This window comes from Janthinobacterium sp. GW460-12-1-14-LB5 (assembly GCF_059423585.1).
In genome coordinates this window covers 96,093-119,269 of the sequence record NZ_JBWKYD010000004.1, presented here as the reverse complement: position 1 = coordinate 119,269, position 23,177 = coordinate 96,093, and the positions used below count along the sequence as shown (strand labels likewise).

General features: G+C 61.2%; 24 protein-coding genes. 21 read left to right on the top strand and 3 right to left on the bottom strand.

Annotation, left to right across the window (positions count from 1 at the left end; genetic code table 11):
* Nucleotides 1–2: 2 nt before the first annotated feature.
* The 3 genes from AC07X6_RS05165 to ilvA all read right to left on the bottom strand — a co-directional run bounded on the left by AC07X6_RS05165 (nt 3) and on the right by ilvA (nt 3,285).
* On the bottom strand, nt 3–485 hold the full coding sequence (locus tag AC07X6_RS05165; RefSeq protein WP_034753339.1) for a PTS sugar transporter subunit IIA: 483 nt from the start codon (nt 483–485) through the stop codon (nt 3–5).
* A 343-nt stretch (nt 486–828) separates the two neighbouring features.
* Nucleotides 829–1,671: an NADPH-dependent 7-cyano-7-deazaguanine reductase QueF gene (gene queF / locus AC07X6_RS05160; RefSeq protein WP_494790303.1), complete on the bottom strand. Its 843-nt coding sequence runs from the start codon at nt 1,669–1,671 to the stop codon at nt 829–831.
* A 78-nt stretch (nt 1,672–1,749) separates the two neighbouring features.
* The gene (gene ilvA / locus AC07X6_RS05155; RefSeq protein ID WP_230541297.1) at nt 1,750–3,285 is read right to left on the bottom strand and encodes a threonine ammonia-lyase, biosynthetic; all 1,536 of its coding nucleotides are present in this window, start codon (nt 3,283–3,285) and stop codon (nt 1,750–1,752) included.
* Nucleotides 3,286–3,486: 201 nt separating this feature from the next.
* Here ilvA and AC07X6_RS05150 point away from each other — a divergent pair, with 201 nt between their 5' ends.
* From AC07X6_RS05150 to AC07X6_RS05050, 21 genes are all read left to right on the top strand, one after another.
* Nucleotides 3,487–3,978, top strand: coding sequence for a YqaA family protein (locus AC07X6_RS05150; protein ID WP_494790302.1), 492 nt, complete (start codon nt 3,487–3,489; stop codon nt 3,976–3,978).
* Nucleotides 3,979–4,235: 257 nt separating this feature from the next.
* Nucleotides 4,236–8,276: a DUF3683 domain-containing protein gene (locus AC07X6_RS05145; protein WP_494790301.1), complete on the top strand. Its 4,041-nt coding sequence runs from the start codon at nt 4,236–4,238 to the stop codon at nt 8,274–8,276.
* Nucleotides 8,273–8,725, top strand: coding sequence for an HIT family protein (locus AC07X6_RS05140; protein ID WP_494790300.1), 453 nt, complete (start codon nt 8,273–8,275; stop codon nt 8,723–8,725). Before AC07X6_RS05145 ends, AC07X6_RS05140 begins: the two co-directional genes overlap by 4 nt.
* A gap of 9 nt (nt 8,726–8,734) precedes the next feature.
* A complete protein-coding gene (locus tag AC07X6_RS05135) occupies nt 8,735–9,187 on the top strand; it encodes a gamma-butyrobetaine hydroxylase family protein (RefSeq protein WP_494790299.1) in 453 nt (150 codons plus the stop codon).
* A 95-nt stretch (nt 9,188–9,282) separates the two neighbouring features.
* Nucleotides 9,283–9,627 carry a YciI family protein gene (locus tag AC07X6_RS05130; RefSeq protein ID WP_494790298.1) on the top strand — a complete coding sequence of 115 codons (345 nt, stop codon included), beginning with the start codon at nt 9,283–9,285 and terminating at the stop codon, nt 9,625–9,627.
* Nucleotides 9,628–9,629: 2 nt separating this feature from the next.
* Nucleotides 9,630–10,871, top strand: a complete 1,242-nt coding sequence (locus AC07X6_RS05125; RefSeq protein WP_494790297.1) for an RNA polymerase sigma factor — start codon at nt 9,630–9,632, stop codon at nt 10,869–10,871.
* Nucleotides 10,872–10,900: 29 nt separating this feature from the next.
* Nucleotides 10,901–11,635, top strand: a complete 735-nt coding sequence (gene ubiE / locus AC07X6_RS05120; RefSeq protein WP_034753359.1) for a bifunctional demethylmenaquinone methyltransferase/2-methoxy-6-polyprenyl-1,4-benzoquinol methylase UbiE — start codon at nt 10,901–10,903, stop codon at nt 11,633–11,635.
* A gap of 31 nt (nt 11,636–11,666) precedes the next feature.
* Entirely contained in the window at nt 11,667–12,611 is a 945-nt protein-coding gene (locus AC07X6_RS05115; protein WP_494790296.1) for a Tim44 domain-containing protein, read from the top strand.
* A 152-nt stretch (nt 12,612–12,763) separates the two neighbouring features.
* Nucleotides 12,764–13,402: a ubiquinone biosynthesis accessory factor UbiJ gene (locus AC07X6_RS05110; RefSeq protein ID WP_494790364.1), complete on the top strand. Its 639-nt coding sequence runs from the start codon at nt 12,764–12,766 to the stop codon at nt 13,400–13,402.
* Entirely contained in the window at nt 13,399–14,970 is a 1,572-nt protein-coding gene (gene ubiB / locus AC07X6_RS05105; RefSeq protein WP_230541303.1) for a ubiquinone biosynthesis regulatory protein kinase UbiB, read from the top strand. The genes AC07X6_RS05110 and ubiB overlap by 4 nt, the downstream gene beginning before the upstream one ends.
* 19 nt (nt 14,971–14,989) lie before the next feature.
* Nucleotides 14,990–15,592 (top strand): methyltransferase, encoded by a 603-nt coding sequence (locus AC07X6_RS05100; protein WP_494790295.1) that lies wholly within the window; start codon nt 14,990–14,992, stop codon nt 15,590–15,592.
* Nucleotides 15,593–15,682: 90 nt separating this feature from the next.
* Nucleotides 15,683–15,991, top strand: a complete 309-nt coding sequence (locus AC07X6_RS05095) for an FmdB family zinc ribbon protein (RefSeq protein ID WP_152256785.1) — start codon at nt 15,683–15,685, stop codon at nt 15,989–15,991.
* 39 nt (nt 15,992–16,030) lie between these two features.
* Complete coding sequence (locus AC07X6_RS05090; protein ID WP_230541306.1) at nt 16,031–16,672, top strand: DUF502 domain-containing protein; 642 nt, start codon at nt 16,031–16,033, stop codon at nt 16,670–16,672.
* Between the two features lie 69 nt (nt 16,673–16,741).
* Nucleotides 16,742–18,538: an aspartate--tRNA ligase gene (aspS, locus tag AC07X6_RS05085; protein WP_070221635.1), complete on the top strand. Its 1,797-nt coding sequence runs from the start codon at nt 16,742–16,744 to the stop codon at nt 18,536–18,538.
* A gap of 84 nt (nt 18,539–18,622) precedes the next feature.
* Nucleotides 18,623–19,087, top strand: coding sequence for a dihydroneopterin triphosphate diphosphatase (nudB, locus tag AC07X6_RS05080; protein ID WP_494790294.1), 465 nt, complete (start codon nt 18,623–18,625; stop codon nt 19,085–19,087).
* A 19-nt stretch (nt 19,088–19,106) separates the two neighbouring features.
* Nucleotides 19,107–19,400 (top strand): hypothetical protein, encoded by a 294-nt coding sequence (locus AC07X6_RS05075; RefSeq protein ID WP_046682130.1) that lies wholly within the window; start codon nt 19,107–19,109, stop codon nt 19,398–19,400.
* 109 nt (nt 19,401–19,509) lie between these two features.
* Nucleotides 19,510–19,761 carry a hypothetical protein gene (locus AC07X6_RS05070; protein WP_475417129.1) on the top strand — a complete coding sequence of 84 codons (252 nt, stop codon included), beginning with the start codon at nt 19,510–19,512 and terminating at the stop codon, nt 19,759–19,761.
* Between the two features lie 98 nt (nt 19,762–19,859).
* Nucleotides 19,860–20,681, top strand: a complete 822-nt coding sequence (locus tag AC07X6_RS05065; protein ID WP_152256781.1) for an endonuclease/exonuclease/phosphatase family protein — start codon at nt 19,860–19,862, stop codon at nt 20,679–20,681.
* Nucleotides 20,682–20,690: 9 nt separating this feature from the next.
* Entirely contained in the window at nt 20,691–21,854 is a 1,164-nt protein-coding gene (gene clsB / locus AC07X6_RS05060; protein WP_494790293.1) for a cardiolipin synthase ClsB, read from the top strand.
* Nucleotides 21,851–22,240, top strand: a complete 390-nt coding sequence (locus AC07X6_RS05055) for an RNA-binding S4 domain-containing protein (protein WP_230541310.1) — start codon at nt 21,851–21,853, stop codon at nt 22,238–22,240. The genes clsB and AC07X6_RS05055 overlap by 4 nt, the downstream gene beginning before the upstream one ends.
* 258 nt (nt 22,241–22,498) lie before the next feature.
* Nucleotides 22,499–23,101: a TetR/AcrR family transcriptional regulator gene (locus AC07X6_RS05050; RefSeq protein WP_086140281.1), complete on the top strand. Its 603-nt coding sequence runs from the start codon at nt 22,499–22,501 to the stop codon at nt 23,099–23,101.
* Nucleotides 23,102–23,177 lie beyond the last annotated feature (76 nt).

Genomic DNA, 23,177 nt, shown 5'->3' with positions numbered 1-23,177 from the left:
GTTTAACCCGCCGCTTGCAGACTGGGTTGCCAATTGACGATGCGCGAATGCACGGATTTCGGTTCCGGATCCGTGGCCAATGCCGTGCGGAAGGCGTCATCGGAAAACATTTCGGCGATTTCCGACAGGATTTCCAGATGTTGCTGGGTGACATGATCGGGAATCAGCAGGAAAAACAGCAGATTGACGGGCTTGCCATCGGGCGATTCGAACGGAATCGGCTCGGCCAGGCGCACGAAGGCGCCCAGCGGCGATTTCAGGGTTTTGCTGCCCTTGACCCGGCCATGCGGCACGGCCACGCCATGGCCCAGGCCCGTCGAGCCCAGGCGTTCGCGGGCAAACAGATTGTCCGAGACGGTAGAGCGGGCGATGCCGTAATTGTTTTCGAAGATCAGGCCGGCTTGCTCGAAAGCGCGCTTCTTGCTGGAGACTTCCAGGTCCAGGAGGACGTTTTCGAGGGATAAGATTTTGCTAAGATTAGTCATGACACTCAATGAAATGGTGCAATGCGCAGAGGGCTTGCGAGCCGAATTATAGGCCTGTTTTCGCGGCCTGTAACGCCAATTCTCAACAGTATACGCCCGCTGCGGGCGCAGTGGGCGCTACAGCCCACGTGGTCATCATTTTAGCAAAAAAATAACATCGGCGTGTATCGGCTATTTCTTGATTAAAAACACGCGGTGCGCCGGTTTTTCCGCCGCCGAATGCCGATTTTCCGATTTTTCAGCGTCTTTGACATGCTCTGCTGCACTACTGCAACGTTGTTTTAAAACACAGCCAACATTCCTGCTGGCATGGTTTTGGGGTGTTGCGCGGTGTTGCCTAGCGTTACTGGCGCGCATTGCGCAGATTGCCCGGCATCGCCCCGGTGCTGAAGTTGCTGCGCCAGGGATTGATATCGAGGCCGCCGCGGCGCGTATAGCGCGCATACACGGACAGCTTTTGCGGCTTGCACTGGCGCAAGATGTCGACAAAGATGCGCTCCACGCATTGCTCGTGGAATTCATTGTGTTCGCGGAAACCGATCAGGTAGCGCAGCAGGCTTTCCTGGTCGATTTGCGGTCCCGCATACTCGATCTGCACGCTGCCCCAGTCGGGCTGGCCCGTCACCAGGCAATTCGATTTGAGCAAGTGCGAGACGAGTTTTTCTTCCACCGGCGCATCATCGAACGCTGCCTTCAAGAGCAGCGGCGAGGGCGTGTATTGCGTAATTTCCAGGTCCAGGCGGTCCAGCAGCACGCCATCGAATTCGCCCATTTTGAGCTTGCCGAAATCTTCCTGCAAGGTCAGTTCCACTTGCACGGGCGCGCCGAAACCGTTCGATAAATCCTGTTTGAGCAAGATCAACAGCGCTTCCGGGCTGTCCAGTTTGGTCTGGTTGAAGGAGTTCAGGTACAGCTTGAACGATTTCGATTCGATGATGTTGGGCGAATCGGCCGGCGCGCTGACCTTGGCAATCGCCACCTGCGGCTTGCCGCGCTGGTTCAGCCACGACAGTTCATAGGCGTTCCAGATATCGAGGCCGAAAAACGGTAATGTACCGTGCAGTTCCAGCTCGTCGCGCTTGCCCTGGCGCGGAATCGGAAACAGCAATTCCGGCGCGTAATCGGTGCGGTAGGCGGAGCTTTTGCCGAGGGGAGATTGTTCGGCGAGGTCGTTGGTGGTGGTCATGGTCGTGTGGCGTGAATTCGGTCAAGCACGCATGGTAGCCTATTTCACCCCAGTGCAATACCGGGGTGAATTCGCTATTTAGCCCAAGAACAGTTTGTAGACGGGATTACTGCTCTCATCCCAATAACGGTAGCCCAGGGTATCGAGGAAGCGGGCGAATTCTCCCATTTCATCGGGCGGCACTTGCAGGCCGATCAGGATGCGGCCCACGTCGCCGCCCTGGCTGCGGTAGTGACACAGGGAAATATTCCAGTTCGGCGCCATGCTGTCGAGGAAGCGCATCAGCGCACCGGGGCGTTCGGGGAATTCGAAGCGGTACAGCAGCTCGTCCTGCGCCAGCCGGCTCTTGCCGCCCACCAGGTGGCGGATGTGCGACTTGGCCAGTTCGTCGTGCGTCAGGTCCAGGGTCTTGAATTCGTGTTCTTCGAAGGTCTTCGCCAGTACGCTTGATTCATGCCTGTCGGCAATTTGAATGCCGACGAACACGTGCGCGGCTTTTTCATCGCTGATGCGGTAGTTAAATTCCGTCACGTTGCGCGCGCCGATGAGCGAACAGAAGCGCTTGAAGCTGCCCCGCTGTTCGCGCATGGTGACGGCAAACACGGCTTCGCGGAATTCGCCCAGCTCGGCCCGTTCCGCCACAAAACGCAAACGGTCGAAATTCATGTTCGCGCCGCTGGCGATGGTGATCAATGTTTCATTGTTGACGGGGTGCTTGGTCAGGCTGGCCCGTTCCACATAGGCCTTGGCGCCGGCGATGGCCAGCGCGCCGGACGGCTCCAGGATGCTGCGCGTATCCGTAAACACATCCTTGATGGCGGCGCAGATGGCGTCCGTGTCGACCGTGATGATTTCATCGACATACGCCTGCACGAGGCGGAAGGTTTCCTCGCCGGCCAGGCGCACGGCTGTGCCATCGGCGAACAGGCCCACGTCGTTCAGGGTCACGCGCTCGCCGGCCTTCAGCGAGCGGGCCATGGCGTTCGAATCGACGCTTTGCACGCCGATGATCTTGATGTCGGGGCGAATCTGTTTTACGTAAGCAGCAATGCCGGCGATCAAGCCGCCGCCGCCGATGGGCGCGAAGATGGCGTGGATGGGGCCGGCGTGCTGGCGCAGGATTTCCATGCCGATCGTGCCCTGGCCGGCGATCACGTCCGGATCGTCGAACGGGTGCACGAAGGTCAGCTTCTGTTCCTTTTCCAGCGTCAGCGCATGGTTGTAGGCATCCGTGTACGACTCGCCGTGCAGCACCACTTCCACGTTGACGCCGCCGCGCCCCTTGACCGCCTCGACCTTCACCAGCGGCGTGGTGGTCGGCATGACGATGACGGCACGGCAACCCATGCGCGCGGCCGACAGGGCCACGCCCTGGGCATGGTTGCCGGCCGACGCGCAAATCACGCCGCGCTTGCGGTCCGCTTCGCTGAGCTTGGACATCTTGTTGTAGGCGCCACGAATCTTGAAGCTGAACACGCTTTGCATGTCTTCGCGCTTGAAGTAAATCTGGTTGTTCAGGCGCTGCGACAGGGCAGGGGCCAGTTCCAGCGGCGTTTCGGTGGCGACGTCATAGACGCGGGCGGTCAGGATTTTCTTGAGGTAGTCGATGTTCATAGTCTGCAAGCAAGTGATTCTGGGCCAGAAAGGGTCTGGAGCGTGTCGGGCGATAGTGGCTGCGCCGCGGCGGATAGCCTGGCGACAATAATGCTCTGTGGAACTAGGGGCCGGTGGGCCCTTGCTGGTCGGCGCGGATTGTGCGGCGCGCAAGCTGCTCTTCATTATAATGGAGAGCCTTACCGCATCGCGAAGTGTTCCATGATCGAATCCGCAATCGCCTGGCTGCTGCAGCTGATCGCAGCACCGGAAGTCGGGCTGACATCGGTCTTTCTGATCAGCTTTATTTCCGCCACCCTCTTGCCGCTCGGCTCGGAGCCGGCCGTGTTTGCCGTCATCAAGGCCAATCCCGCCCTGTTCTGGGCCGCCATCGGCGTCGCCACGCTGGGCAATACCCTGGGCGGCATCGTCGACTACTGGATGGGTTACCGGGCCAAGCAGGCGTTCGCCAAGGAGCGCGACACGCGCTGGTTCCGCTGGCTGGCCCGCTATGGCGCCAAGACCATGCTGCTGGCCTGGCTGCCCATCGTGGGCGACCCCCTGTGCACCCTGGCCGGCTGGCTCAAGCTGCCATTCTGGCCCAGCGTGGCCTACATGGCCGTCGGCAAATGCGCGCGCTATCTTACGATGACGGGCTTGCTGCTCTACATCCCCGATGGCGTATGGCACCGGATTGGCCAGATGCTGGCCTGAATGGGGCTGCTACAACGCCCGTTTGCCCCATTTTTGGGCAGGTTGATAGTTTGCAGGCAGCCGTGATTCTTGGCATTTTTGCTTAAAAAAGACAGCCATTCTGGTTTTTTATTCATGTAAAGGAAGACTTTTCCATATTTGCTATGGTAGTGGATGAGGTGCTTAAACCTTGGGCGGCATAAGGCTGTTCCCGCATGGTGCGGCGCAATAAGATAAAATGGGTCTTTAGGGTCCAGTCCACATCGTCACCACACTCCATGAACGCTCCCGCACATATCCAAGCTTTACTGGCAGAAACGCCGAATGGTCCCGCAGCAAGCCGCCTGCGCGAAATCCCGTATAACTACACGTCGTTTTCCGATCGCGAGATCGTCATACGCCTGTTGGGAGAGGACTCCTGGCGCCTGCTCGACGAGCTGCGCGGCGCCCGCCAGACGGGCCGTTCGGCCCGCATGCTGTACGAGGTGCTGGGCGACATCTGGGTCGTGCGCCGCAACCCGTATCTGCAGGATGACTTGCTCGACAACCCGAAGCGCCGCCAAGGCTTGATCGACGCCCTGCATCACCGCCTGGCCGAAGTCGACAAGCGCCGCCTGTCCATCGATGCGGCCGGCGGCGACGCTGCCGCCAGCGGTGAAGCGCCGGACGTGGCGCAGGCGCGCAGCCATAACGTGGAACTGCTGCTCAAGGCAGCCAGCAAGGCCGTGGCCGACTTTGGCGACGAATTCCGCCAGACCTACGATTTGCGCAAGCGCACGGTCAAGGTGCTGGGCCGCTACACGGAAAAGCACAATGTGCGCTTCGACGGCATGACGCGCGTGTCGCACGTGACGGACGCCACCGACTGGCGCGTGGAATACCCGTTCGTCGTGCTCACGCCCGACACGGAAGAGGAAATGGCCGGCCTGGTCAAGGGCTGTATCGAGCTGGGGCTGACCATCATCCCGCGCGGCGGCGGCACCGGTTATACGGGCGGCGCGATTCCATTGACGCCGATGTCGGCCGTCATCAACACGGAAAAGCTGATCACCCTGGGCGCCGTCGAAATGACGGTCTTGCCGGGATTGAGCCACGAATACGCGACCATCCATTCGGGCGCGGGCGTGATCACGAATAAAGTATCGGAAGCGGCGGAAAAGGCCGGTTTCGTGTTCGCCGTCGACCCGACGTCCGCGCACGCTTCTTGCATCGGCGGCAACGTCGCCATGAATGCGGGCGGCAAGAAAGCCGTGCTGTGGGGCACGGCGCTCGACAACCTGGCTTCGTGGCGCATGGTCGACCCGAACGGCGACTGGCTCGACGTCACGCGCCTCGACCATAACCTGGGCAAGATCCACGATATCGCACTGGCACGTTTCCAGCTGGAATGGCGCCACCCGAGCACGCGCGACGCCACAAAACCGAACGCACCGTTCAAGACGGAAATACTGGAAATTCCCGGCCGCAAGTTCCGCAAGGAGGGCCTGGGCAAGGACGTGACCGATAAATTCCTCGCCGGCTTGCCGGGCATCCAGAAAGAAGGCTGCGACGGTCTCATTACCTCGGCGCGCTGGATCCTGCACAAGATGCCGAAATTCGCCCGTACCGTCTGCCTGGAATTCTTTGGCCAGGCGCGCGACGCGATCCCGTCCATCGTGGAAATCAAGGATTACCTGGACGGCTTGCCGGCCAAGGGCGAGCAATACACGAGTATTCGTCTGGCGGGCCTGGAACACCTGGACGAGCGCTACCTGCGCGCCGTCGGCTATGCCACCAAGTCGAAGCGGGGCGTGCTGCCGAAGATGGCCCTGTTTGGCGACATCGTCGGCGACGATGAAAACGCCGTCGCGCAAGCGGCGTCGGAAGTGGTGCGCATCGCCAACACCCGCGTGGGCGAAGGTTTTGTGGCCGTCAGCCCCGAAGCGCGCAAGAAATTCTGGCTCGACCGTGCCCGCACGGCGGCGATTGCCAAGCACACCAACGCCTTTAAAATCAATGAAGACGTCGTGATCCCGCTCAACCGCATGGGCGAATACACGGATGGTATCGAACGCATCAATATCGAGCTGTCGATCAAGAATAAACTGCAACTGGCGGACGCCCTCAGCGAATTCTTTGCCAAGGGCAATTTGCCTGTAGGTAAGAGCGACGATGCGTCGGACGACCGCGTCGACGACGCTGAAATGCTGGGCGACCGCGCCGAGCAGGCGCAGCAGTTGCTGGCGCAAGTGACGAGCCGCTGGACCTATCTGCTGGCCCAGCTGGACCGTCCGCTGGCGGACGTGAAGGGCGAATTGGCCGAACTGGGCATGGAGCGCCTGTTGCCCGTGTTCGATGCGCGGCTGGAAACGCAACCAGCCGCCACCCTGTTCGACGTGGTACAGGACCGCACCGTGCGCGTGACCTGGAAGCAGGAAATCCGCGCCCAGCTGCGCCAGATCTTCAACGGCGCCGCCTTCAAGCTGATCCTCGACGAGGCGACGGCGATCCACGCGCGCATTTTGCGTAGCCGCGTGTTTGTCGCGCTGCACATGCATGCGGGCGACGGTAACGTGCACACGAACTTGCCCGTCAACTCGGACAATTACGAAATGCTGCAGGACGCCCACGAAGCCGTGGGCCGCATCATGATCCTGGCCCGCTCGCTCAATGGCGTCATTTCCGGCGAGCACGGTATCGGCATCACCAAGCTGGAGTTTTTGACGGAAGAAGAGATCGGCGACTTCCGCAGCTACAAGCAGCGCATCGATCCGGAAGGCCGTTTCAACAAGGGTAAATTGCTGAACCTGCCAGGCATGGGCGCGGACTTGCGCAATGCCTACACGCCATCGTTTGGCCTGATGGGCCATGAGTCGCTGATCATGCAGCAAAGCGACATCGGCGCCATCGCCGACAGCGTCAAGGATTGCTTGCGCTGCGGCAAGTGCAAACCCGTGTGCTCGACCCACGTGCCGCGCGCCAACTTGCTGTACTCGCCGCGCGACAAGATCTTGGCGACTTCGTCCCTGATCGAAGCCTTCCTGTACGAAGAGCAGACGCGCCGCGGTATTTCCATCAAGCATTGGGAAGAGTTCGAAGACGTGGCCGACCACTGCACGGTCTGCCATAAATGCGTGACGCCTTGCCCCGTGAATATCGACTTCGGCGACGTGTCGATGAACATGCGCAATTTGTTGCGCAAGATGGACAAGAAGAGCTTTAATCCGGGCACCAAGGCAACGATGATGTTCCTCAACGCCACCGATCCCGTGACCATCAACGCCACGCGCAAGGTCATGATCGGCTGGGGTTACAAGGCGCAGCGCCTGGGCCATGATTTGCTGAAGAAGTTTGCGAAAAAGCAAACCAAGGCGCCGCCGCCATCGACGGGCAAGCCGCCCGTCAAGGCGCAGGTGATCCATTTTATTAACAAAAAGATGCCGGGCAACCTGCCGAAGAAATCGGCGCGCGCGCTGCTCGACATCGAAGACGACAAGGTCATCCCGATCATCCGCAATCCGAAGACGACCACGGCCGATACGGAAGCCGTGTTCTACTTCCCCGGCTGCGGTTCGGAACGTTTGTTCTCGCAAGTGGGCCTGGCCACGCAGGCGATGCTGTGGGAAGTGGGCGTGCAGACGGTCTTGCCGCCTGGCTACCTGTGCTGCGGTTATCCGCAGCGGGGCGCGGGCGAGTTCGACAAGGCCGAGAAGATGATGACGGACAACCGCGTCCTGTTCCACCGCATGGCCAACACGCTCAATTACCTGGACATCAAGACGGTGCTGGTGTCGTGCGGCACCTGCTATGACCAGCTGGCAACGTATCAGTTTGAAAAGATTTTCCCCGGCTGCCGCATCATGGATATCCATGAGTATTTGCTGGAGAAAAACGTCAAGCTGGAAGGCGTGAACGGCACGCGCTATATGTACCACGAGCCATGCCACAATCCGATGAAGCTGCAGGAATCGGGCAAAACCATCAATTCCCTGATCAGCACGGTAGACAACGTGAAGATCGAGAAGAATGACCGTTGCTGCGGCGAATCGGGTTCCCTGGCCGTCACGCGTCCCGATATTTCCACGCAAGTGCGTTTCCGCAAGGAAGAAGAGATGGTCAAGGGCGCCGACAAGCTGCGCGGCGACGGTTTTACCGGCGACGTGAAAATCCTCACCAGCTGCCCGTCGTGCCTGCAAGGCTTGTCGCGCTACAATGACGATTCGGGCACGACGGCCGACTACATCGTCGTCGAGATCGCCAAACACTTGCTGGGAGAGAACTGGATGCCGGATTACGTGAAACGCGCCAATGACGGCGGCATCGAACGGGTGCTGGTGTGACGTCCTCGACCTGCGATCTGTGCAGCTTGCTCGATGGCTTTGCCAAGAAGCAGGGCTGTGAGGCCTTGCTGTGGCGCAGCGAACGTTTGTCCGTGGTGGCCGTCGACGACCCTGCATATCCCGGCTTTTGCCGCGTGATCTGGAACAAACACGTGAAGGAAATGACGGATTTGACGCCGGGCGAGCGCAATTACGTCATGGAAGTCGTATGGCAGGTCGAACTGGCCGTGCGCGAAGTCATGCAGCCGGAAAAGGTCAACGTGGCCAGTTTCGGCAACATGACGCCGCACGTGCACTGGCACGTGATCCCGCGCTACCGCGACGACGCGCATTTCCCGAACCCCAGCTGGGCCGTGGTGCAGCGCGAGACGGCGCCCGAGGTGCTGGCCGCGCGCCGCGCCCTGTTGCCGGCCTTGCGCACCGCCATCATTCAACGTTTATCCGCATAAAGTATTGTCATGACTGAAAAAACAGCAACACCGCAACCGACCGGCTTGACCGTGCACAACCAGTCGCGCGTGCTCGACGTGGCCTTCGACGACGGCAGCACATTTGCGCTGCCGTTCGAATACCTGCGCGTGTACTCGCCGTCGGCCGAAGTGCAAGGCCATGGCAAGGGCCAGGAAACTTTGCAATTAGGCAAACGCCTGGTCGGCATCACGGGTCTGGAGCCGGTCGGCAACTACGCCGTGCAGCCGACCTTCAGCGATGGCCACAATTCCGGCCTGTACACCTGGGCCTATTTGTACAAGCTGGGCGCCGAGCAAGCGACCCTGTGGCAAGCCTATCTGGACCAGCTGGCGGCGGCCGGCTACCCGGGCGACAGCGGCCGCGATGCCAAGGCCGACATGACCATCAAGCAGTCGTCCGGCGGCCACGTGCATGGACCCAGCTGCGGCCATAAGCATTAATTAAAAATAATGCGGTAATCTTGTCGGATTGCCGCCGCCCCGTTCGTCGTATGAATGCCCGCGCTTGCGGGCATTTTTCTTTTGGAGAAGAGACTATGGAATACATGATCCTGATCTACGCCGATGAATCCCGTTACGAAACCATGCCGGAAGGGCAGATGGCCAGCCTGATGGCCGACTTTGCCAGCTATACGCAGGACCTGGAGGCGGCTGGCGTGCTGCGCGGCGGCGCCGAGTTGGCGCCCGTGCGCAGCGCCACCTGCGTGCGTGTGCAAAACGGCAAGCCCGTCATCACGGATGGGCCGTTCGCGGAAACCAAGGAGCAACTGGGCGGATATTACTTGCTCGACTGCGCGCACCTGGACGAGGCGCTGGCCTGGGCCGGGCGTTGTCCGGCGGCATCCCTGGGCACCATCGAAGTGCGGCCCGTGACGGCTTGAACATGGCCGGCGACGCCATTGCGGCCGTCGAGTACGTCTTTCGCCAGGAAAAGGGCAGGGTGCTGGCCGGCCTGATGCGGCGTTTCGGCGACCTGGGCCTGGCGGAAGACGTGCTGCAGGAAGCGTGCCGCAAGGCGCTGGAATTGTGGCCGCGCACGGGCATCCCCGACAATCCTGCCGCCTGGCTCAGTGCCGTGGCGCGCAATGCGGGCCTCGACCATGTGCGCCGGGCGGGCAAGAGCGTCAGCGAGGCCGAGGCCGTGCTGTCCTGCCTGCCGGCGGCCATGCTTGATGAAACGCAAGCCATCGAGGACGACCGCCTGCGCCTGCTGTTCATCTGCTGCCATCCCGCGCTGGCGCCCGAGGCGCAGGTGGCACTGGCCCTGCGCACCCTGTGTGGGCTGTCCACGGCCGAGATCGCGCGCGCCTTTGGCGTGGCGGAGGCGGCCCTGTCGCAGCGCCTGTTGCGCGCCAGGCGCAAGATCGCCGAAGCGCGCATTCCCTTCGAGTTGCCGCCGGCGCAAGAACTGCAGCCAAGGCTGGCGCAAGTGCTGCACGTGATTTACCTGGTATTCAGCGAAGGCTATTGCGCCAGCGGTGGTGATAACCTGCTGCGCCCGGACTTGTGCGCGGAAGCGTTGCGCCTGGGGCGGCTGCTTGACAGCCTGCATTCCGGCCAGCCGGAAGTGCAGGGCTTATTGGCCTTGCTGCTGCTGCAGGCGTCGCGCGGCCCGGCCCGCCTGTCGCCCGAGGGTTTTCTGCTGACCCTGGAAGAGCAGGAGCGGCACCTGTGGCAGCGTGACTGGATTGCCGAGGGGCTGGCCGTGCTGGAACTGGCCTTGCCGGCGCGCTCGCCGGGGCCATATCAGTTGCAGGCGGCGATAGCCGCCTTGCACGCCCAAGCGCCCACGGCCAGCCAGACGGACTGGCGCCAGATCAGCGCCCTGTACGGCGCCTTGCTGCGGCACAAGCCGGAACCCTTGATTTTGCTCAATGCCGTGATCGCCTGCGCCATGGCGCACGGCGCCGAACACGGGCTGGCGTGGCTGGAACGGCTGGAAGCCGTGCCCAGCCTTGCCAACTCGCATTATCTGCACGCGGCCCGGGCCGACTTGCTGCGCCGCCAGGGCGACCGGCCTGGCGCGCTGGCCGCGTATGCGCGGGCGGCAATGCTGGCTGAGAATGCAGTGGAAAGGCAATACCTTCTCCGGCGTCACGGGGAAATGCGCCTGCCGCTTGTATAATGCTCCCAAGTTCAAACAGACTGCCTACCATGACCAATACGACCCATTTCGGATACAAAACAGTTGCAGAAGACGACAAAGTGCGCGAAGTCGCCAAGGTGTTCCATTCCGTCGCTGCCAAATACGACGTGATGAACGACTTGATGTCGGGCGGGCTGCACCGTCTGTGGAAGACGTTCACCATTGCCAACGCGGGCGTGCGCCCCGGTTTCAAGGTGCTCGACATCGCCGGCGGCACGGGCGACCTGTCGAAGGCGTTTGCCAAGCAGGCCGGTCCTACGGGCGAAGTCTGGTTGACCGATATCAATGAATCGATGTTGCGCGTGGGCCGCGACCGGCTCTTGAATCGCGGCTTGCTCACCCCCACCTTGTTGTGTGACGCGGAAAAACTGCCATTCCCCGATAACTATTTCGACCGTGTCAGCGTGGCCTTTGGCCTGCGCAACATGACGCACAAGGATGTGGCGCTGGCGGAAATGCGCCGCGTGCTGAAGCCGGGCGGCAAGCTGCTGGTGCTGGAGTTTTCCAAAGTGGCGGCACCGCTGCAAAAGCCGTACGACCTGTATTCGTTCTCGGTCTTGCCGTGGTTCGGACAGAAAATCGCCGGCGACGCGGAAAGCTATCGCTACCTGGCCGAATCGATCCGCATGCATCCGGACCAGGAAACCCTCAAAACCATGATGGAAACGGCGGGCCTGGAGCGCGTGCAGTACTACAATTTGACGGCAGGCATTGCCGCTTTGCACACCGGTATCAAGATGTAATGCATCAACGTTGGTGATTTTAGGAGATGGAATGAAATTGAAGAAATTTATGGTCGGCATGATGCTGGCCGCGACCACGGTATCCATGCTGGGCGAGGCGCTGGCCCGTCCCATGGGCGGTGGCCGTTCGTTTGGCCGCCAGTCGCAAAACGTGGGCCGTCAGGCGCCCGCACCTGCGCCGGCCCCGGCACCGGCCGCCGCGCCACGCCAGGCGCAACCTGCGCCGGCCCCCGCACCGGCACCTGCCGCCAAGGCACCGAGCCGCTGGAAGGGGTTATTGGGCGGCGCACTGCTGGGCCTGGGCCTGGGCGCCTTGCTGTCGCACTTTGGCCTGGGCGGCGCCTTGGCCAGCATGATCAGCACCCTGCTGATGGTGGCCTTGCTGGCCGGCGTGGCCTTCTTCATCTACCGCATGGTGCGCGGCAAGCGCGACAACAATACCAGCGGCAATGCGCCGTTCGCGGGTTTTGGCGGCAACCAGCCGGCACCGGCCGGTAACGTGCCCGACATCGGTTCGCGCATTCCGCCGCTGCCGCCGCTGCAGCCCGTGTCGTCCGGCGTCGGCCTGGACAAGCCGGTACCGGCTGCCGCGCCATGGGGCGTGCCTGCCGACTTCGACAAGGAAGCCTTCCTGCGCCACGCGAAAAGCAATTTCATTCGCCTGCAAGCGGCCTGGGACAAGGCCGACGTCAACGATATCCGCGAATTCACGTCGCCGGAAGTGTATGCGGAACTGCGCATGCAAATCCAGGAACGGGGCGCGCAGCCGGACTTTACGGACGTCGTCACCATCGATGCCGAATTGCTCGGCATCGAGACGAGCGTCAACGATTACCTGGCCAGCGTCAAGTTTACGGGCCTGATCCGTTCGGCGCCGGGCGCCGCGGCCGAACCGTTCGCGGAAGTGTGGAATATGTCGAAACCCGTCAGCGGCAACAGCGGCTGGGTCCTGGCAGGCATCCAGCAATTGAATTAATTGTCAAAACTTGCTGAATAATGGCTTAAGTTCATGCGCAATGCATGATGCTTGACAGATATTTCCTGCTGAACTGGTAAGATCGAAACCGCCCGCGTTGTCCTACGGGCGGTTTTTCATTTTTAGGGGCGCGTTTGGCGCGCAGGCATATGATGGCACCACTTTCCGATCTCTCCCTGATGACGCCCGTCATCGCGACTATCAACCATTTACTGGCGCAGGAGCCGTGGGCGCGCCAGCAGCTGGCCGTGCACGCTGGCAAGCTGGCCTGCATCGACACGGGCGCCGTGGCCTTGCGCCTGCGCGTCGACAGCGCCGGCATGCTGGAAACGGCGCCGGCCGACATGCCGGCCAGCGTCACCATCCGCGTCAAATTGTCCGATGTGCCGCTGATCCTGCAAAACCGCGAACGGGCGTTTTCCTACGTCAAGATCGAAGGCGATGCCGAGTTTGCCAATGCGATTTCGCAATTGAGCAAGGGCTTGCGCTGGGAAGCCGAGCATGACCTGGAGAAAGTCGTCGGCCCCATGCTGGCCACACGCCTGGTTTCCGGTGCGAAAGATGCCGCCGCCTTTGTGCGCACGGGCCAGCAAAAGCTGGCGGAAAACGTGGCCGAATATTTTCTCGACGAACAGCCCATGCTGATCCGTCCTTCTACCCTGCAAGAGTATTCCGCTGGCGTGACGCGCGTGCGCGATGACGTCGAACGCCTGGCCAAGCGCCTTGCCCGGCTGGAAAAGGCGGCCGCCGCCGCCCAGCCGCAGTCCTCCTTACCGGATTCGTCTACATGATATTGAAATTCCTGCGCCTGTTTAAAATCATCCGTGTTTCCATCAAGTACGGTCTGGATGAGATAGCGATTTCTGGTCTGCAAGTTCCCCGCACCGCCAAATTGATCGACACCCTGATTTTCTGGCGCGACCTGTCGTCGCCGCGTGGCTTGCGCCTGCGCCTGGCGCTGGAAGAGCTGGGGCCGATTTTCGTCAAATTCGGCCAGGTGCTGTCGACCCGGCGCGATTTGATGCCGCCCGATATCGCCGAAGAACTGGCGCGCCTGCAAGACCGGGTGCCGCCGTTCGATTCCGACCTGGCCATCGCACAGATCACCAAGTCGCTCGGCGCGCATCCGGATCAATTGTTTGCCCGCTTCGAGCGCGAGCCGGTGGCGTCCGCCTCCATTGCCCAGGTGCATTTCGCTACCCTGAAAGACGGCCGCGAAGTGGCCGTGAAGGTCTTGCGTCCAGGCATGAAAAAGCTGATCGACGAAGACGTGGCGCTGATGCACATCGCGGCCGGCTGGATCAGCCGCCTGTGGGCCGACAGCAAACGCCTGAAACCGAAGGAAGTCGTGGGCGAATTCGACAAATACCTGCACGACGAGCTGGACCTGATGCGCGAGGCGGCCAACGCCAGCCAGCTGCGCCGCAATTTCGCCAACTCGGACTTGCTGCTGGTGCCGGAAATGCACTGGGATTACTGTTCCAGCAGCGTCATCGTGATGGAACGCATGGTTGGCATCCCCGTGTCGCAGATCGATCGCCTGGTGGAGGCCGGCGTGGACTTGCGCAAGCTGTCCAGCGATGGCGTCGAAATTTTCTTCACGCAAGTGTTTCGCGACGGCTTTTTCCATGCAGACATGCACCCGGGGAATATTCTCGTGTCGATCGCGCCCGAATCGTTCGGCCGCTACATCGCGCTCGACTTCGGCATCGTCGGCACCCTGAACGACTACGACAAGGATTATCTGTCACAAAACTTCCTCGCCTTCTTCCGCCGCGACTACAAGCGCGTGGCCGAGGCGCACATCGAATCGGGCTGGGCGCCGAAAGACACGCGCGTCGACGAGCTGGAGGCGGCCGTGCGCGCCTGCTGTGAGCCGATCTTCGACCGCCCGCTGAAGGATATTTCTTTCGGGCAAGTATTGCTGCGGCTGTTCCAGACTTCGCGCCGCTTCAATGTGGAAGTGCAGCCGCAACTGGTGCTGTTGCAAAAGACCCTGCTCAATATCGAAGGCCTGGGCCGCCAGCTGGACCCGGAACTGGATTTGTGGCAAACGGCCAAGCCGTATCTGGAAAAGTGGATGAGTAATCAGGTGGGCCCGCAAGGCTTCATGGAGCGCCTGCGCGCCGAGGCGCCCCGTTATGCGCACATCTTCCCGCAGCTGCCGCGCTTGCTGCACCAGGCCTTGACCGTGCATGGCGAACCGCGCGAAAACGACGTGGAACTGATGAAAACCTTGCTCGCAGAGCAACGCCAGACGAACCGCTTGCTGAGCTTTATCGTGTACTTCGTGGGCGCCTTCGCGCTCGGCGCGCTGGGCTTGCAAGTGTTCATGCGCTGGCATCAACTGCCGTTTTAACTCGCTGAGGACGTAAGTGATGGCTGACTTCCATACCCGCGATCCGCTTTCGCCCGCCTTCTGGGACGAGCGTTTCGAGAAGCAATTCACGCCCTGGGACCACGGCGGCGTGCCTGCAAGGCTGCGCAGCTTCGTGGCCGGCAGCCCGGCGCCGCTGCGCTGCCTGATTCCCGGCTGCGGCTCCGCGTATGAACTGGTCTTCATGCTCGATCGCGGCTGGGACGCCACGGCCATCGACTTTGCGCCAGGCGCCGTGGCCGCCGCGCGTGCCCAGTTGGGCGAGCGGGCAGGGCGGGTGGTGGAGGCGGATTTCTTTGCCTGGCAGCCCGAGGCACCGCTGGACCTGATCTATGAACGGGCCTTTTTGTGCGCCATGCCGCGCACCATGTGGCCGCAAGTGGCGGCCCGCTGGGCGCAGTTGCTGGCGCCGGGCGCCATGCTGGCCGGCTACTTTTTCTTTGACGATAATGCCAAGGGGCCGCCATTCGGCATATCGCGTGAGACACTGCAGGAATTGCTGGCGCCGCATTTCGATTGCCTGGCCGATGAGGCAGTCGACGATTCCATCGCCGTCTTCGCCGGCAAGGAGCGCTGGATGAGCTGGCGCCGCCGGGCGGACTGAGGCGGCAACGGTCGCGGCCGGGCATTTTCCGCTGGGAATGGTGGAAAAGCTTTATAATTCAGGGTTTTTGATGATTTTCTCGGAGTAGAGATGCCGATTTACGCTTACCGTTGTGACGAGTGTGGTTTTGCCAAGGACGTCTTGCAAAAGATCTCCGATCCAGTACTGACGGTGTGCCTGTCGTGCGGCAAGCCCAGTTTCAAGAAACAATTGACGGCCGCCGGTTTCCAATTGAAGGGCACCGGCTGGTACGCGACCGATTTCCGCGGCGGCACGGCGCCCACCACGGCCATTCCGACGGGCCCGGCCGACAGCGCCAAACCTGCCCCGGCCGCCGAGAGCGCGCCTGCTGCCGCGCCTGCGCCCGCCCCGGCTGCCGCTGCGCCGAAAGCGGACTGAGAGCGCGCCGCGCCGAGACGATCCCTTACCGAGAAACCGATGCGTAAATACTTTATTACCGGATTACTGATTTTGGTGCCCCTGGCCATTACCGCCTGGGTCCTGAATCTGGTGATCAGCACGATGGACCAGTCGCTGTTGCTGGTGCCCGGCAGTACGAAGCCCAGCGTCTGGTTTGGCCGCCAGGTTCCCGCGCTGAGCACCATTCCCGGCCTGGGCACGGTATTGACGGTACTGATCGTGTTTTTCACGGGCTTGCTGACGAATAACCTGGTCGGCAATTACGTGGTGAAACTGTGGGAAAAGTTGCTGCAACGCATACCCATCGTCAATTCCCTGTATTCGAGCGTCAAGCAAGTATCCGATACCCTGTTTTCCCCGTCGGGCAATGCCTTCCGCAAGGCCGTGCTGGTGCCGTATCCGCACCAGAACTCCTGGACCATCGCTTTCCTGACGGGCGTGCCGGGCGGCGATGCGGCGAACCACCTGGTGGGCGACTTTGTCAGCGTGTACGTGCCGACGACGCCGAATCCGACATCGGGTTTTTTCCTGATGATGAAACGCAGCGATGTCGTCGAACTCGACATGAGCGTTGATGCGGCGCTCAAATATATCGTCTCGATGGGCGTGGTGGCGCCTGCGGAAGTTGTTGCTGTACCGGCCCCGGCAGCCAAAGAATAAAGGCAGGCGTCCCATGCGGGACGTGGCCGGATTGAACACTCACTAACCTGAACTGAGAATTTTATGTCTATGCGTACTGAATACTGCGGCCTCGTTACCGAAGCCATGCTGGGACAAACCGTCAGCCTGTGCGGCTGGGTACATCGCCGCCGCGACCACGGCAGCCTGATTTTCATCGACTTGCGCGACCGCGAAGGCCTGGTGCAAATCGTTTGCAACCCGGAACAAGCGGAGATGTTCAAGGTCGCCGAAGCCGTGCGCAACGAATTCTGCCTGCGCGTGACGGGCGTCGTGACCAACCGTATCGAAGGCACGATCAACAACAACTTGAAATCGGGCAAGATCGAAGTGGTCTGCTCGGAGCTGGAAGTGCTGAACCCTTCCGTGCCCGTGCCGTTCCAGCTCGATGACGACAACCTGTCGGAAACGACGCGTCTGACGCACCGCGTGCTGGACCTGCGCCGCCCGCAAATGCAGAACAACCTGCGCCTGCGCTACAAGGTGACGATGGAAGTGCGCAAGTACCTCGACGCGCTGGGCTTCATCGACATCGAAACGCCGATGCTGACCAAGTCCACGCCAGAAGGCGCGCGCGACTACCTGGTGCCGTCGCGCGTGAATGCGGGCAGCTTCTTCGCCTTGCCGCAATCGCCACAGTTGTTCAAGCAACTGTTGATGGTCGCCAACTTCGACCGTTACTACCAGATCACCAAATGCTTCCGCGACGAAGACTTGCGCGCCGACCGCCAGCCTGAATTCACGCAGATCGATTGCGAAACCTCGTTCCTGACGGAACAGGAAATCCGCGACCTGTTCGAAGACATGATCCGCGTCGTCTTCAAGAACACCCTGAACATCGACCTGCCGAACCCGTTCCCGGTGATGGATTTCGCCGAAGCGATGGGCCTGTACGGTTCCGACAAGCCGGACATGCGCGTCAAGCTGGCCTTCACGGACTTGACCGAAGTCATGAAGTCGGTCGAATTCAAGGTCTTCAACGGCGCCGCCAACATGAAAGGCGGCCGCGTGGTGGCCCTGCGCGTACCGCAAGGCGGCAGCATGCCCCGTTCGGAAATCGATGCATACACGCAATTTGTTGCCATCTACGGCGCCAAGGGCTTGGCTTACATCAAGGTCAACGAGAAAGCCAAGGGTCCTGAAGGCTTGCAGTCGCCTATCGTCAAGTTCCTGCCTGCCGACGTGCTGGCCACGATCCTCGAGCAGACGGGCGCGCAAGACGGCGACCTGATCTTCTTCGGCGCCGACAAGGCGAAAGTCGTCAACGACGCCATCGGCGCGCTGCGCGTGAAAATCGGTCACAGCGAGTTCGGCAAGAAAGCCGGCCTGTTCGAAGACGTGTGGAAGCCATTGTGGGTGGTCGACTTCCCGATGTTCGAGCACGACGAAGAAGCGGACCGCTGGACGGCGACCCACCATCCATTCACGGCGCCGAAAGACGGCCATGAAGACATGCTGGAAAGCGATCCGGGCGCCTGCATCGCCAAGGCCTACGACATGGTCTTGAACGGCTGGGAACTGGGCGGCGGTTCGATCCGTATCCACCGCGAAGAAGTACAGTCGAAAGTGTTCCGCGCACTGAAGATCGATGCGGAAGAAGCGCAGCTGAAATTCGGCTTCCTGCTCGACGCCCTGCAATACGGCGCGCCACCGCATGGCGGCCTGGCATTCGGCCTGGACCGTATCGTGACCATGATGACGGGTTCCGAATCGATCCGCGACGTGATCGCTTTCCCGAAAACCCAGCGCGCGCAAGACTTGCTGACCCATGCGCCGTCGGAAGTTGACGAAAAGCAATTGCGTGAACTGCACATCCGTTTGCGCAGCGCCGAGCCAAAAGTAGTGTAATGAAGCATGCGGCTGCCCAGGTGGCCGCTGTTTGATCCACTATGCAAAAAAAGGCGCTGTCGTGGCGCCTTTTTCATTGTTGATATGACTCATAAAATCCCTGTTTCCGTGCTGGTCGTCATTCATACGGCTGACCTTGACGTCTTGTTGATCGAGCGCGCGGGCCAGCCCGGTTTCTGGCAATCCGTGACGGGTTCCGTCGATGCCGTTGACGAACCGCTGCTGCAGACGGCCGCGCGCGAATTGTTTGAGGAAACGGGCATCGTTGCCGATGGGAACGACATCGTGCTGCGTGACTGGAACTTGTCGAATGTGTACGAGATCTATCCTATCTGGCGCCACCGCTACGCGCCCGGCGTGACGCGCAATACGGAACACGTGTTCAGCGTGCAAGTGCCGCGCGACGTCGCCATCACCCTGAACCCGCGCGAACACTTGCAATACGCCTGGCTGCCCTATCTGGCGGCGGCCGACCGCTGTTTCTCCTCTTCCAATGCGGAAGCGATTTTGCAATTGCCGGCCATGACGGGCCTGGCGCGCCCCACCTGATTTCCCTAGAAAGCATTCCATGTTGAACTGGTTACATTTGACTGCACAGCAAAAACTGCTGGGCACCCTGGGCATCGTTTTTTGCCTGTGCTTCATTTTTCTGCTGTTTAGCTCCACCGTGCCTGGCCGCACGCCGCCCATCGGCATGCCGCTGATGGCGATCGGCTGGCTGCTGCACCCGGGTGCGTTTGCCAAGGGCAAGCGCACGGTGGCCTGGCGCGGCGCACCGTTGCTGGTCAAGATCGTCTGGGCGGCCGGCATTACCGCGCTGATCGTCAGCGTGACGGCGGGCGTGGGACGCATGCTGGCTTGACAGATCGCAAGCCATCGTCCGTGATGTTACTATCTAGTTAATGATGTCACGCGTGGACGAAAGGTTTATTGATATGCTCAATTGGACTCGACTTTCTTTATCGAAGCGCATGCTGGGGGCGCTATTTCTGTCGTGGGTCTTTGTTGCCCTGTCTGCCGTATGCTTCCCCGACCATCCGCCTGCCACCTTGCCGCAGGCGGGCTTGCCTTTGCTGATGCTGGGCTTTCTCCTGCATCCGCGCCTGTTTGCGGGTGGACGGGGCGCCTTCAGCTGGAGCAGCGCACCCATCGCGGTCAGGGTGTTGTGGCTTGTCGGCATCCTCGTTGGCAGCATCAGCGCCCTCGATAGTTTTCTGGCCTGAGCGTGACAAGCCTTGGCAGCCGGAAAAAGTCTGCATTAGGTGCGCACGCGCACCTACGCCGGCGCCGCGCGGGGGCCGTCTGGGAGTAGAATCAATGCATGAAAATCCGCGTAGCAACTTATAATATCCACAAGGGTGTCTCCTCCGTGCGGGGCTTGCCCCGCGTGCATGCTTTAAAACAGGCGATTGCCCTGTTTCATGCCGATGTTGTCTTCCTGCAAGAGGTGCAAGGCAAGCACGACCGCAATGCGGCCCGCTATGGCGCCGAGAAAAACGGCCACAAGCATTGGCCGGAAGCGTCGCAGCACGAGTTCTTTGCCGGCGCCGAACACCATTCCGCCTATGGCATGAATGCCGTGTACGACCATGGCCACCATGGCAACGCCTTGCTGAGCAAATTTCCCATCGCCTCGCAAACCAACCACGACGTGTCCGACCATGCCTACGAGCAACGCGGCATCCTGCATTGCGTGCTCAAGACGCCGCAGGCGGACGTGCACTGCTACGTGGTTCACCTGGGCCTGTTCGAATCGGGACGGGGCCGGCAGACGCAGGCGCTGATTGATGCGGTGATGGAATCGGCGCCGAATGGCGAGCCCGTCATCATCGCCGGCGACTTCAACGACTGGCGCAATACGCTCAGCGACAAGCTGCGCAATGCGCTCGGCGTGGTGGAAGTGTTCGACCAGCGCGCGTCGAATTCGGCCCTGGGCGACCTCGTGCGCACCCTGGCGCGGCGCCAGACGAAAACGCCCGTGCCCGTGCCGGCGCGCACCTTTCCCGCCGCCTTGCCGTGGTTCCGCCTGGACCGTATCTACGTGCGCGGTTTCCACGTGGAAGGCGCGCAAGTGATGCATGGCACCTTGTGGGCAAAATTATCGGACCACGCGCCGATAGTTGCCGCTTTGAAACTCGCGTAGACTGCCGGCATGCGCACAGTCAATTTCATCGCCCACAACGACATCCAGCTGCTGTATTGCGGCACCGATTACTTTCCCGCGCTGGTCCAGGCCATCGACGGCGCCCGCTCGGAAGTGTATTTCGAAACCTATATCTTTGCCGATGACGCCACGGGCACCCTGGTGCTTGACGCCCTGAAACGGGCGGCCGCGCGCGGCGTGCTGGTGTGCATGATCACGGACTGGTTCGGCACGGGCAACCGCCGCGTCAACGCCATGCATGCGCAGCTGGAAGCGGCCGGCGTGCACCACCGCATCTTCAATCCGTGGTTCCGGCGCGGCATCACGCGCACGCACCGCAAGATTTGCGTCGCCGATGGAGAAATTGCCCTGGTGGGCGGCATCAATATCAACGACGACATGTTTTGCGACTACGACCACAGCATCAGCTTGGAAGCGCCGCGCTGGGACTTCGCTGTGCAGGTGAAGGGCCCGCTGGTGGACGCCATCCATGAAGAGGCGCATGCGCAGTGGGCGCGCTTGGGCAAGATGAACCTGGTACGGCGTATCAAGCTGTACCGCAAGATGCGCGTCGTCAGCAAGGAGCTGGCGAAAAACCCCGTGGTGGCCGGCTTTGTCGTGCGCGACAACCTGCGCAACCGCCGCACCATCCAGCGCGCCTACCTGCAGGCGCTGGGCCAGGCGCGCAAAAGCGTGATGCTGGCCAACCCGTATTTCGCGCCCGGGCACAAGCTGCGCCACGCGCTGGCCCAGGCGGCCCAGCGGGGCGTCGACGTGGTGCTGCTGATCGGCGTGGGCGAGTTCCGCATGCAGGATGCCGTGGCGCACTCGTTTTATCCGAAGCTGCTGGCCGCCGGCGTGAAAATTGTCGAATACCGCAAGACGCAGCTGCACGCCAAGGTGGCCGTCGTCGACGATGACTGGGCGACGGTGGGGTCGAGCAATATTGACGCGCTGAGCCTGTTTTTGAACCAGGAAGCGAACGTGGTCATCAAGGACGTGGCCTTTGCGCAAAGCCTGCGCCAGCACATCGAGCAGGGCGTGGCCGACGGTATCGTCATTCACCAGGATGATTTCAAGCACATCGGCCGTTTTCGGCGCATCGGCTACGAAGCCGCGTTCCTCGCGTACCGGCTGGTGATGCGCATTTTTTCAGTAGGCAAGTACGCATGAGTGATATGACAACGGTCAGGCTGGATAAATGGCTGTGGGCGGCGCGCTTCTTCAAGACGCGCTCGCTGGCCAGCGAGGCCGTCGACACGGGCAAGGTCAAAGTGGGCGGCGAACGCGTGAAACCGGCGCGCAGCCTGCGCGTGGGCGACGAGCTGGCTATCGACAATGGTGCGGAGACGTGGGAGGTGGCCGTGCTGGGCCTGTCCGACAAGCGCGGCGCGGCGCCTGTGGCGCGCCTGCTGTATGGCGAAACGCCGGCCAGCATCGCCCGCCGCGAGCAGCTGGCCGAGGAGCGCAAGCTGTTCCGCGAACCGGGCAGCACCATCAAGGGGCGGCCGACCAAGCGCGACCGCCGTCAACTGAGCAAGGCAGGCGGCCTCGACTGAGGCACGCTTGTTGCTGTAAGGCAAGGGCGCGCGGCACTTTTGTCCGCCTGAAATCGTTATAAACACGCAGTCGAAAAATGCTGCGCTGCACCAATAGAACGCCGGCTCTAAAGTTCCCGTTTGACTTTTACGTGGTAGTGGATAATAGTACGAGCGTTCGGATTTTTTCGGAGCGTGCTTTTTTTTACCCTCGCTTCAGTCCGCCAAATCGGCAACATCACTTTTAGAACGGACCTCTTGAATACTTCAGTCAAATTCATGCGCAAGGGCGAACTGACCCGTGCAGCCATCCTCGACGTGGCGCTGGACCTGTCCAGCCGCGACGGCCTGGAAGGCCTGACCATTGGGCTGCTTGCGGACAAAATGAACATGAGCAAGTCGGGCGTGTTTGCCCACTTCGGCTCGCGCGAAGACTTGCAGATGGAAGTGCTGAAGCTCTACCACTATCGTTTCGAGCAAGAAGTCTTTTTTCCCAGCATGAAAGAACCACGCGGCATCCAGCGCCTGCAATCGATGTTTGCACGCTGGGTCAAGCGGGTCAGCGTGGAAATCGCTTCCGGCTGCATCTATATCAGCGGCGCCGTCGAGTATGACGACCGTCCCGGTCCCATCCGCGAGGCCCTGGTGGCCATGGTGCGGGCCTGGCAGGGCGCACTGCTGCGCTGTGTCGAGCAATCGATCGCCACGGGCGACCTGAAAGCGGACACGGACGCGCAGCAGCTGGTGTACGAGATGTATGGCCTGATCCTGGCCCTGCATCACGATGCGCGCTTCCTGCGCGTGCCGGGCAGCATCGAACGGGCGCAAGCGGGCTTTATCCGCCTGCTGGCGTCGTACCAGAATTGCGTCACAAGCAAATAAGCCGTCACGCAGTATCCGCAACAAACGCACACGCACTTACAAGTACAACACTTTAGCTAATCGCCTTCAGGAGAAA

What these genes read in the sequence shown, in the direction of transcription:
- ilvA (WP_230541297.1), bottom strand. Translation starts at nt 3,285, where the DNA reads ATGAACATCGACTACCTCAAGAAAATCCTGACCGCCCGCGTCTATGAC.
- AC07X6_RS05070 (WP_475417129.1), top strand. Translation starts at nt 19,510, where the DNA reads ATGCTGGGGGCGCTATTTCTGTCGTGGGTCTTTGTTGCCCTGTCTGCC.
- AC07X6_RS05130 (WP_494790298.1), top strand. Translation starts at nt 9,283, where the DNA reads ATGGAATACATGATCCTGATCTACGCCGATGAATCCCGTTACGAAACC.
- AC07X6_RS05090 (WP_230541306.1), top strand. Translation starts at nt 16,031, where the DNA reads ATGCGTAAATACTTTATTACCGGATTACTGATTTTGGTGCCCCTGGCC.
- queF (WP_494790303.1), bottom strand. Translation starts at nt 1,671, where the DNA reads ATGACCACCACCAACGACCTCGCCGAACAATCTCCCCTCGGCAAAAGC.
- AC07X6_RS05150 (WP_494790302.1), top strand. Translation starts at nt 3,487, where the DNA reads ATGATCGAATCCGCAATCGCCTGGCTGCTGCAGCTGATCGCAGCACCG.
- AC07X6_RS05145 (WP_494790301.1), top strand. Translation starts at nt 4,236, where the DNA reads ATGAACGCTCCCGCACATATCCAAGCTTTACTGGCAGAAACGCCGAAT.
- AC07X6_RS05125 (WP_494790297.1), top strand. Translation starts at nt 9,630, where the DNA reads ATGGCCGGCGACGCCATTGCGGCCGTCGAGTACGTCTTTCGCCAGGAA.
- AC07X6_RS05165 (WP_034753339.1), bottom strand. Translation starts at nt 485, where the DNA reads ATGACTAATCTTAGCAAAATCTTATCCCTCGAAAACGTCCTCCTGGAC.
- AC07X6_RS05135 (WP_494790299.1), top strand. Translation starts at nt 8,735, where the DNA reads ATGACTGAAAAAACAGCAACACCGCAACCGACCGGCTTGACCGTGCAC.
- aspS (WP_070221635.1), top strand. Translation starts at nt 16,742, where the DNA reads ATGCGTACTGAATACTGCGGCCTCGTTACCGAAGCCATGCTGGGACAA.
- nudB (WP_494790294.1), top strand. Translation starts at nt 18,623, where the DNA reads ATGACTCATAAAATCCCTGTTTCCGTGCTGGTCGTCATTCATACGGCT.
- AC07X6_RS05050 (WP_086140281.1), top strand. Translation starts at nt 22,499, where the DNA reads ATGCGCAAGGGCGAACTGACCCGTGCAGCCATCCTCGACGTGGCGCTG.
- AC07X6_RS05065 (WP_152256781.1), top strand. Translation starts at nt 19,860, where the DNA reads ATGAAAATCCGCGTAGCAACTTATAATATCCACAAGGGTGTCTCCTCC.
- AC07X6_RS05055 (WP_230541310.1), top strand. Translation starts at nt 21,851, where the DNA reads ATGAGTGATATGACAACGGTCAGGCTGGATAAATGGCTGTGGGCGGCG.
- AC07X6_RS05075 (WP_046682130.1), top strand. Translation starts at nt 19,107, where the DNA reads ATGTTGAACTGGTTACATTTGACTGCACAGCAAAAACTGCTGGGCACC.
- clsB (WP_494790293.1), top strand. Translation starts at nt 20,691, where the DNA reads ATGCGCACAGTCAATTTCATCGCCCACAACGACATCCAGCTGCTGTAT.
- ubiB (WP_230541303.1), top strand. Translation starts at nt 13,399, where the DNA reads ATGATATTGAAATTCCTGCGCCTGTTTAAAATCATCCGTGTTTCCATC.
- AC07X6_RS05100 (WP_494790295.1), top strand. Translation starts at nt 14,990, where the DNA reads ATGGCTGACTTCCATACCCGCGATCCGCTTTCGCCCGCCTTCTGGGAC.
- AC07X6_RS05115 (WP_494790296.1), top strand. Translation starts at nt 11,667, where the DNA reads ATGAAATTGAAGAAATTTATGGTCGGCATGATGCTGGCCGCGACCACG.
- AC07X6_RS05095 (WP_152256785.1), top strand. Translation starts at nt 15,683, where the DNA reads ATGCCGATTTACGCTTACCGTTGTGACGAGTGTGGTTTTGCCAAGGAC.
- ubiE (WP_034753359.1), top strand. Translation starts at nt 10,901, where the DNA reads ATGACCAATACGACCCATTTCGGATACAAAACAGTTGCAGAAGACGAC.
- AC07X6_RS05110 (WP_494790364.1), top strand. Translation starts at nt 12,764, where the DNA reads ATGGCACCACTTTCCGATCTCTCCCTGATGACGCCCGTCATCGCGACT.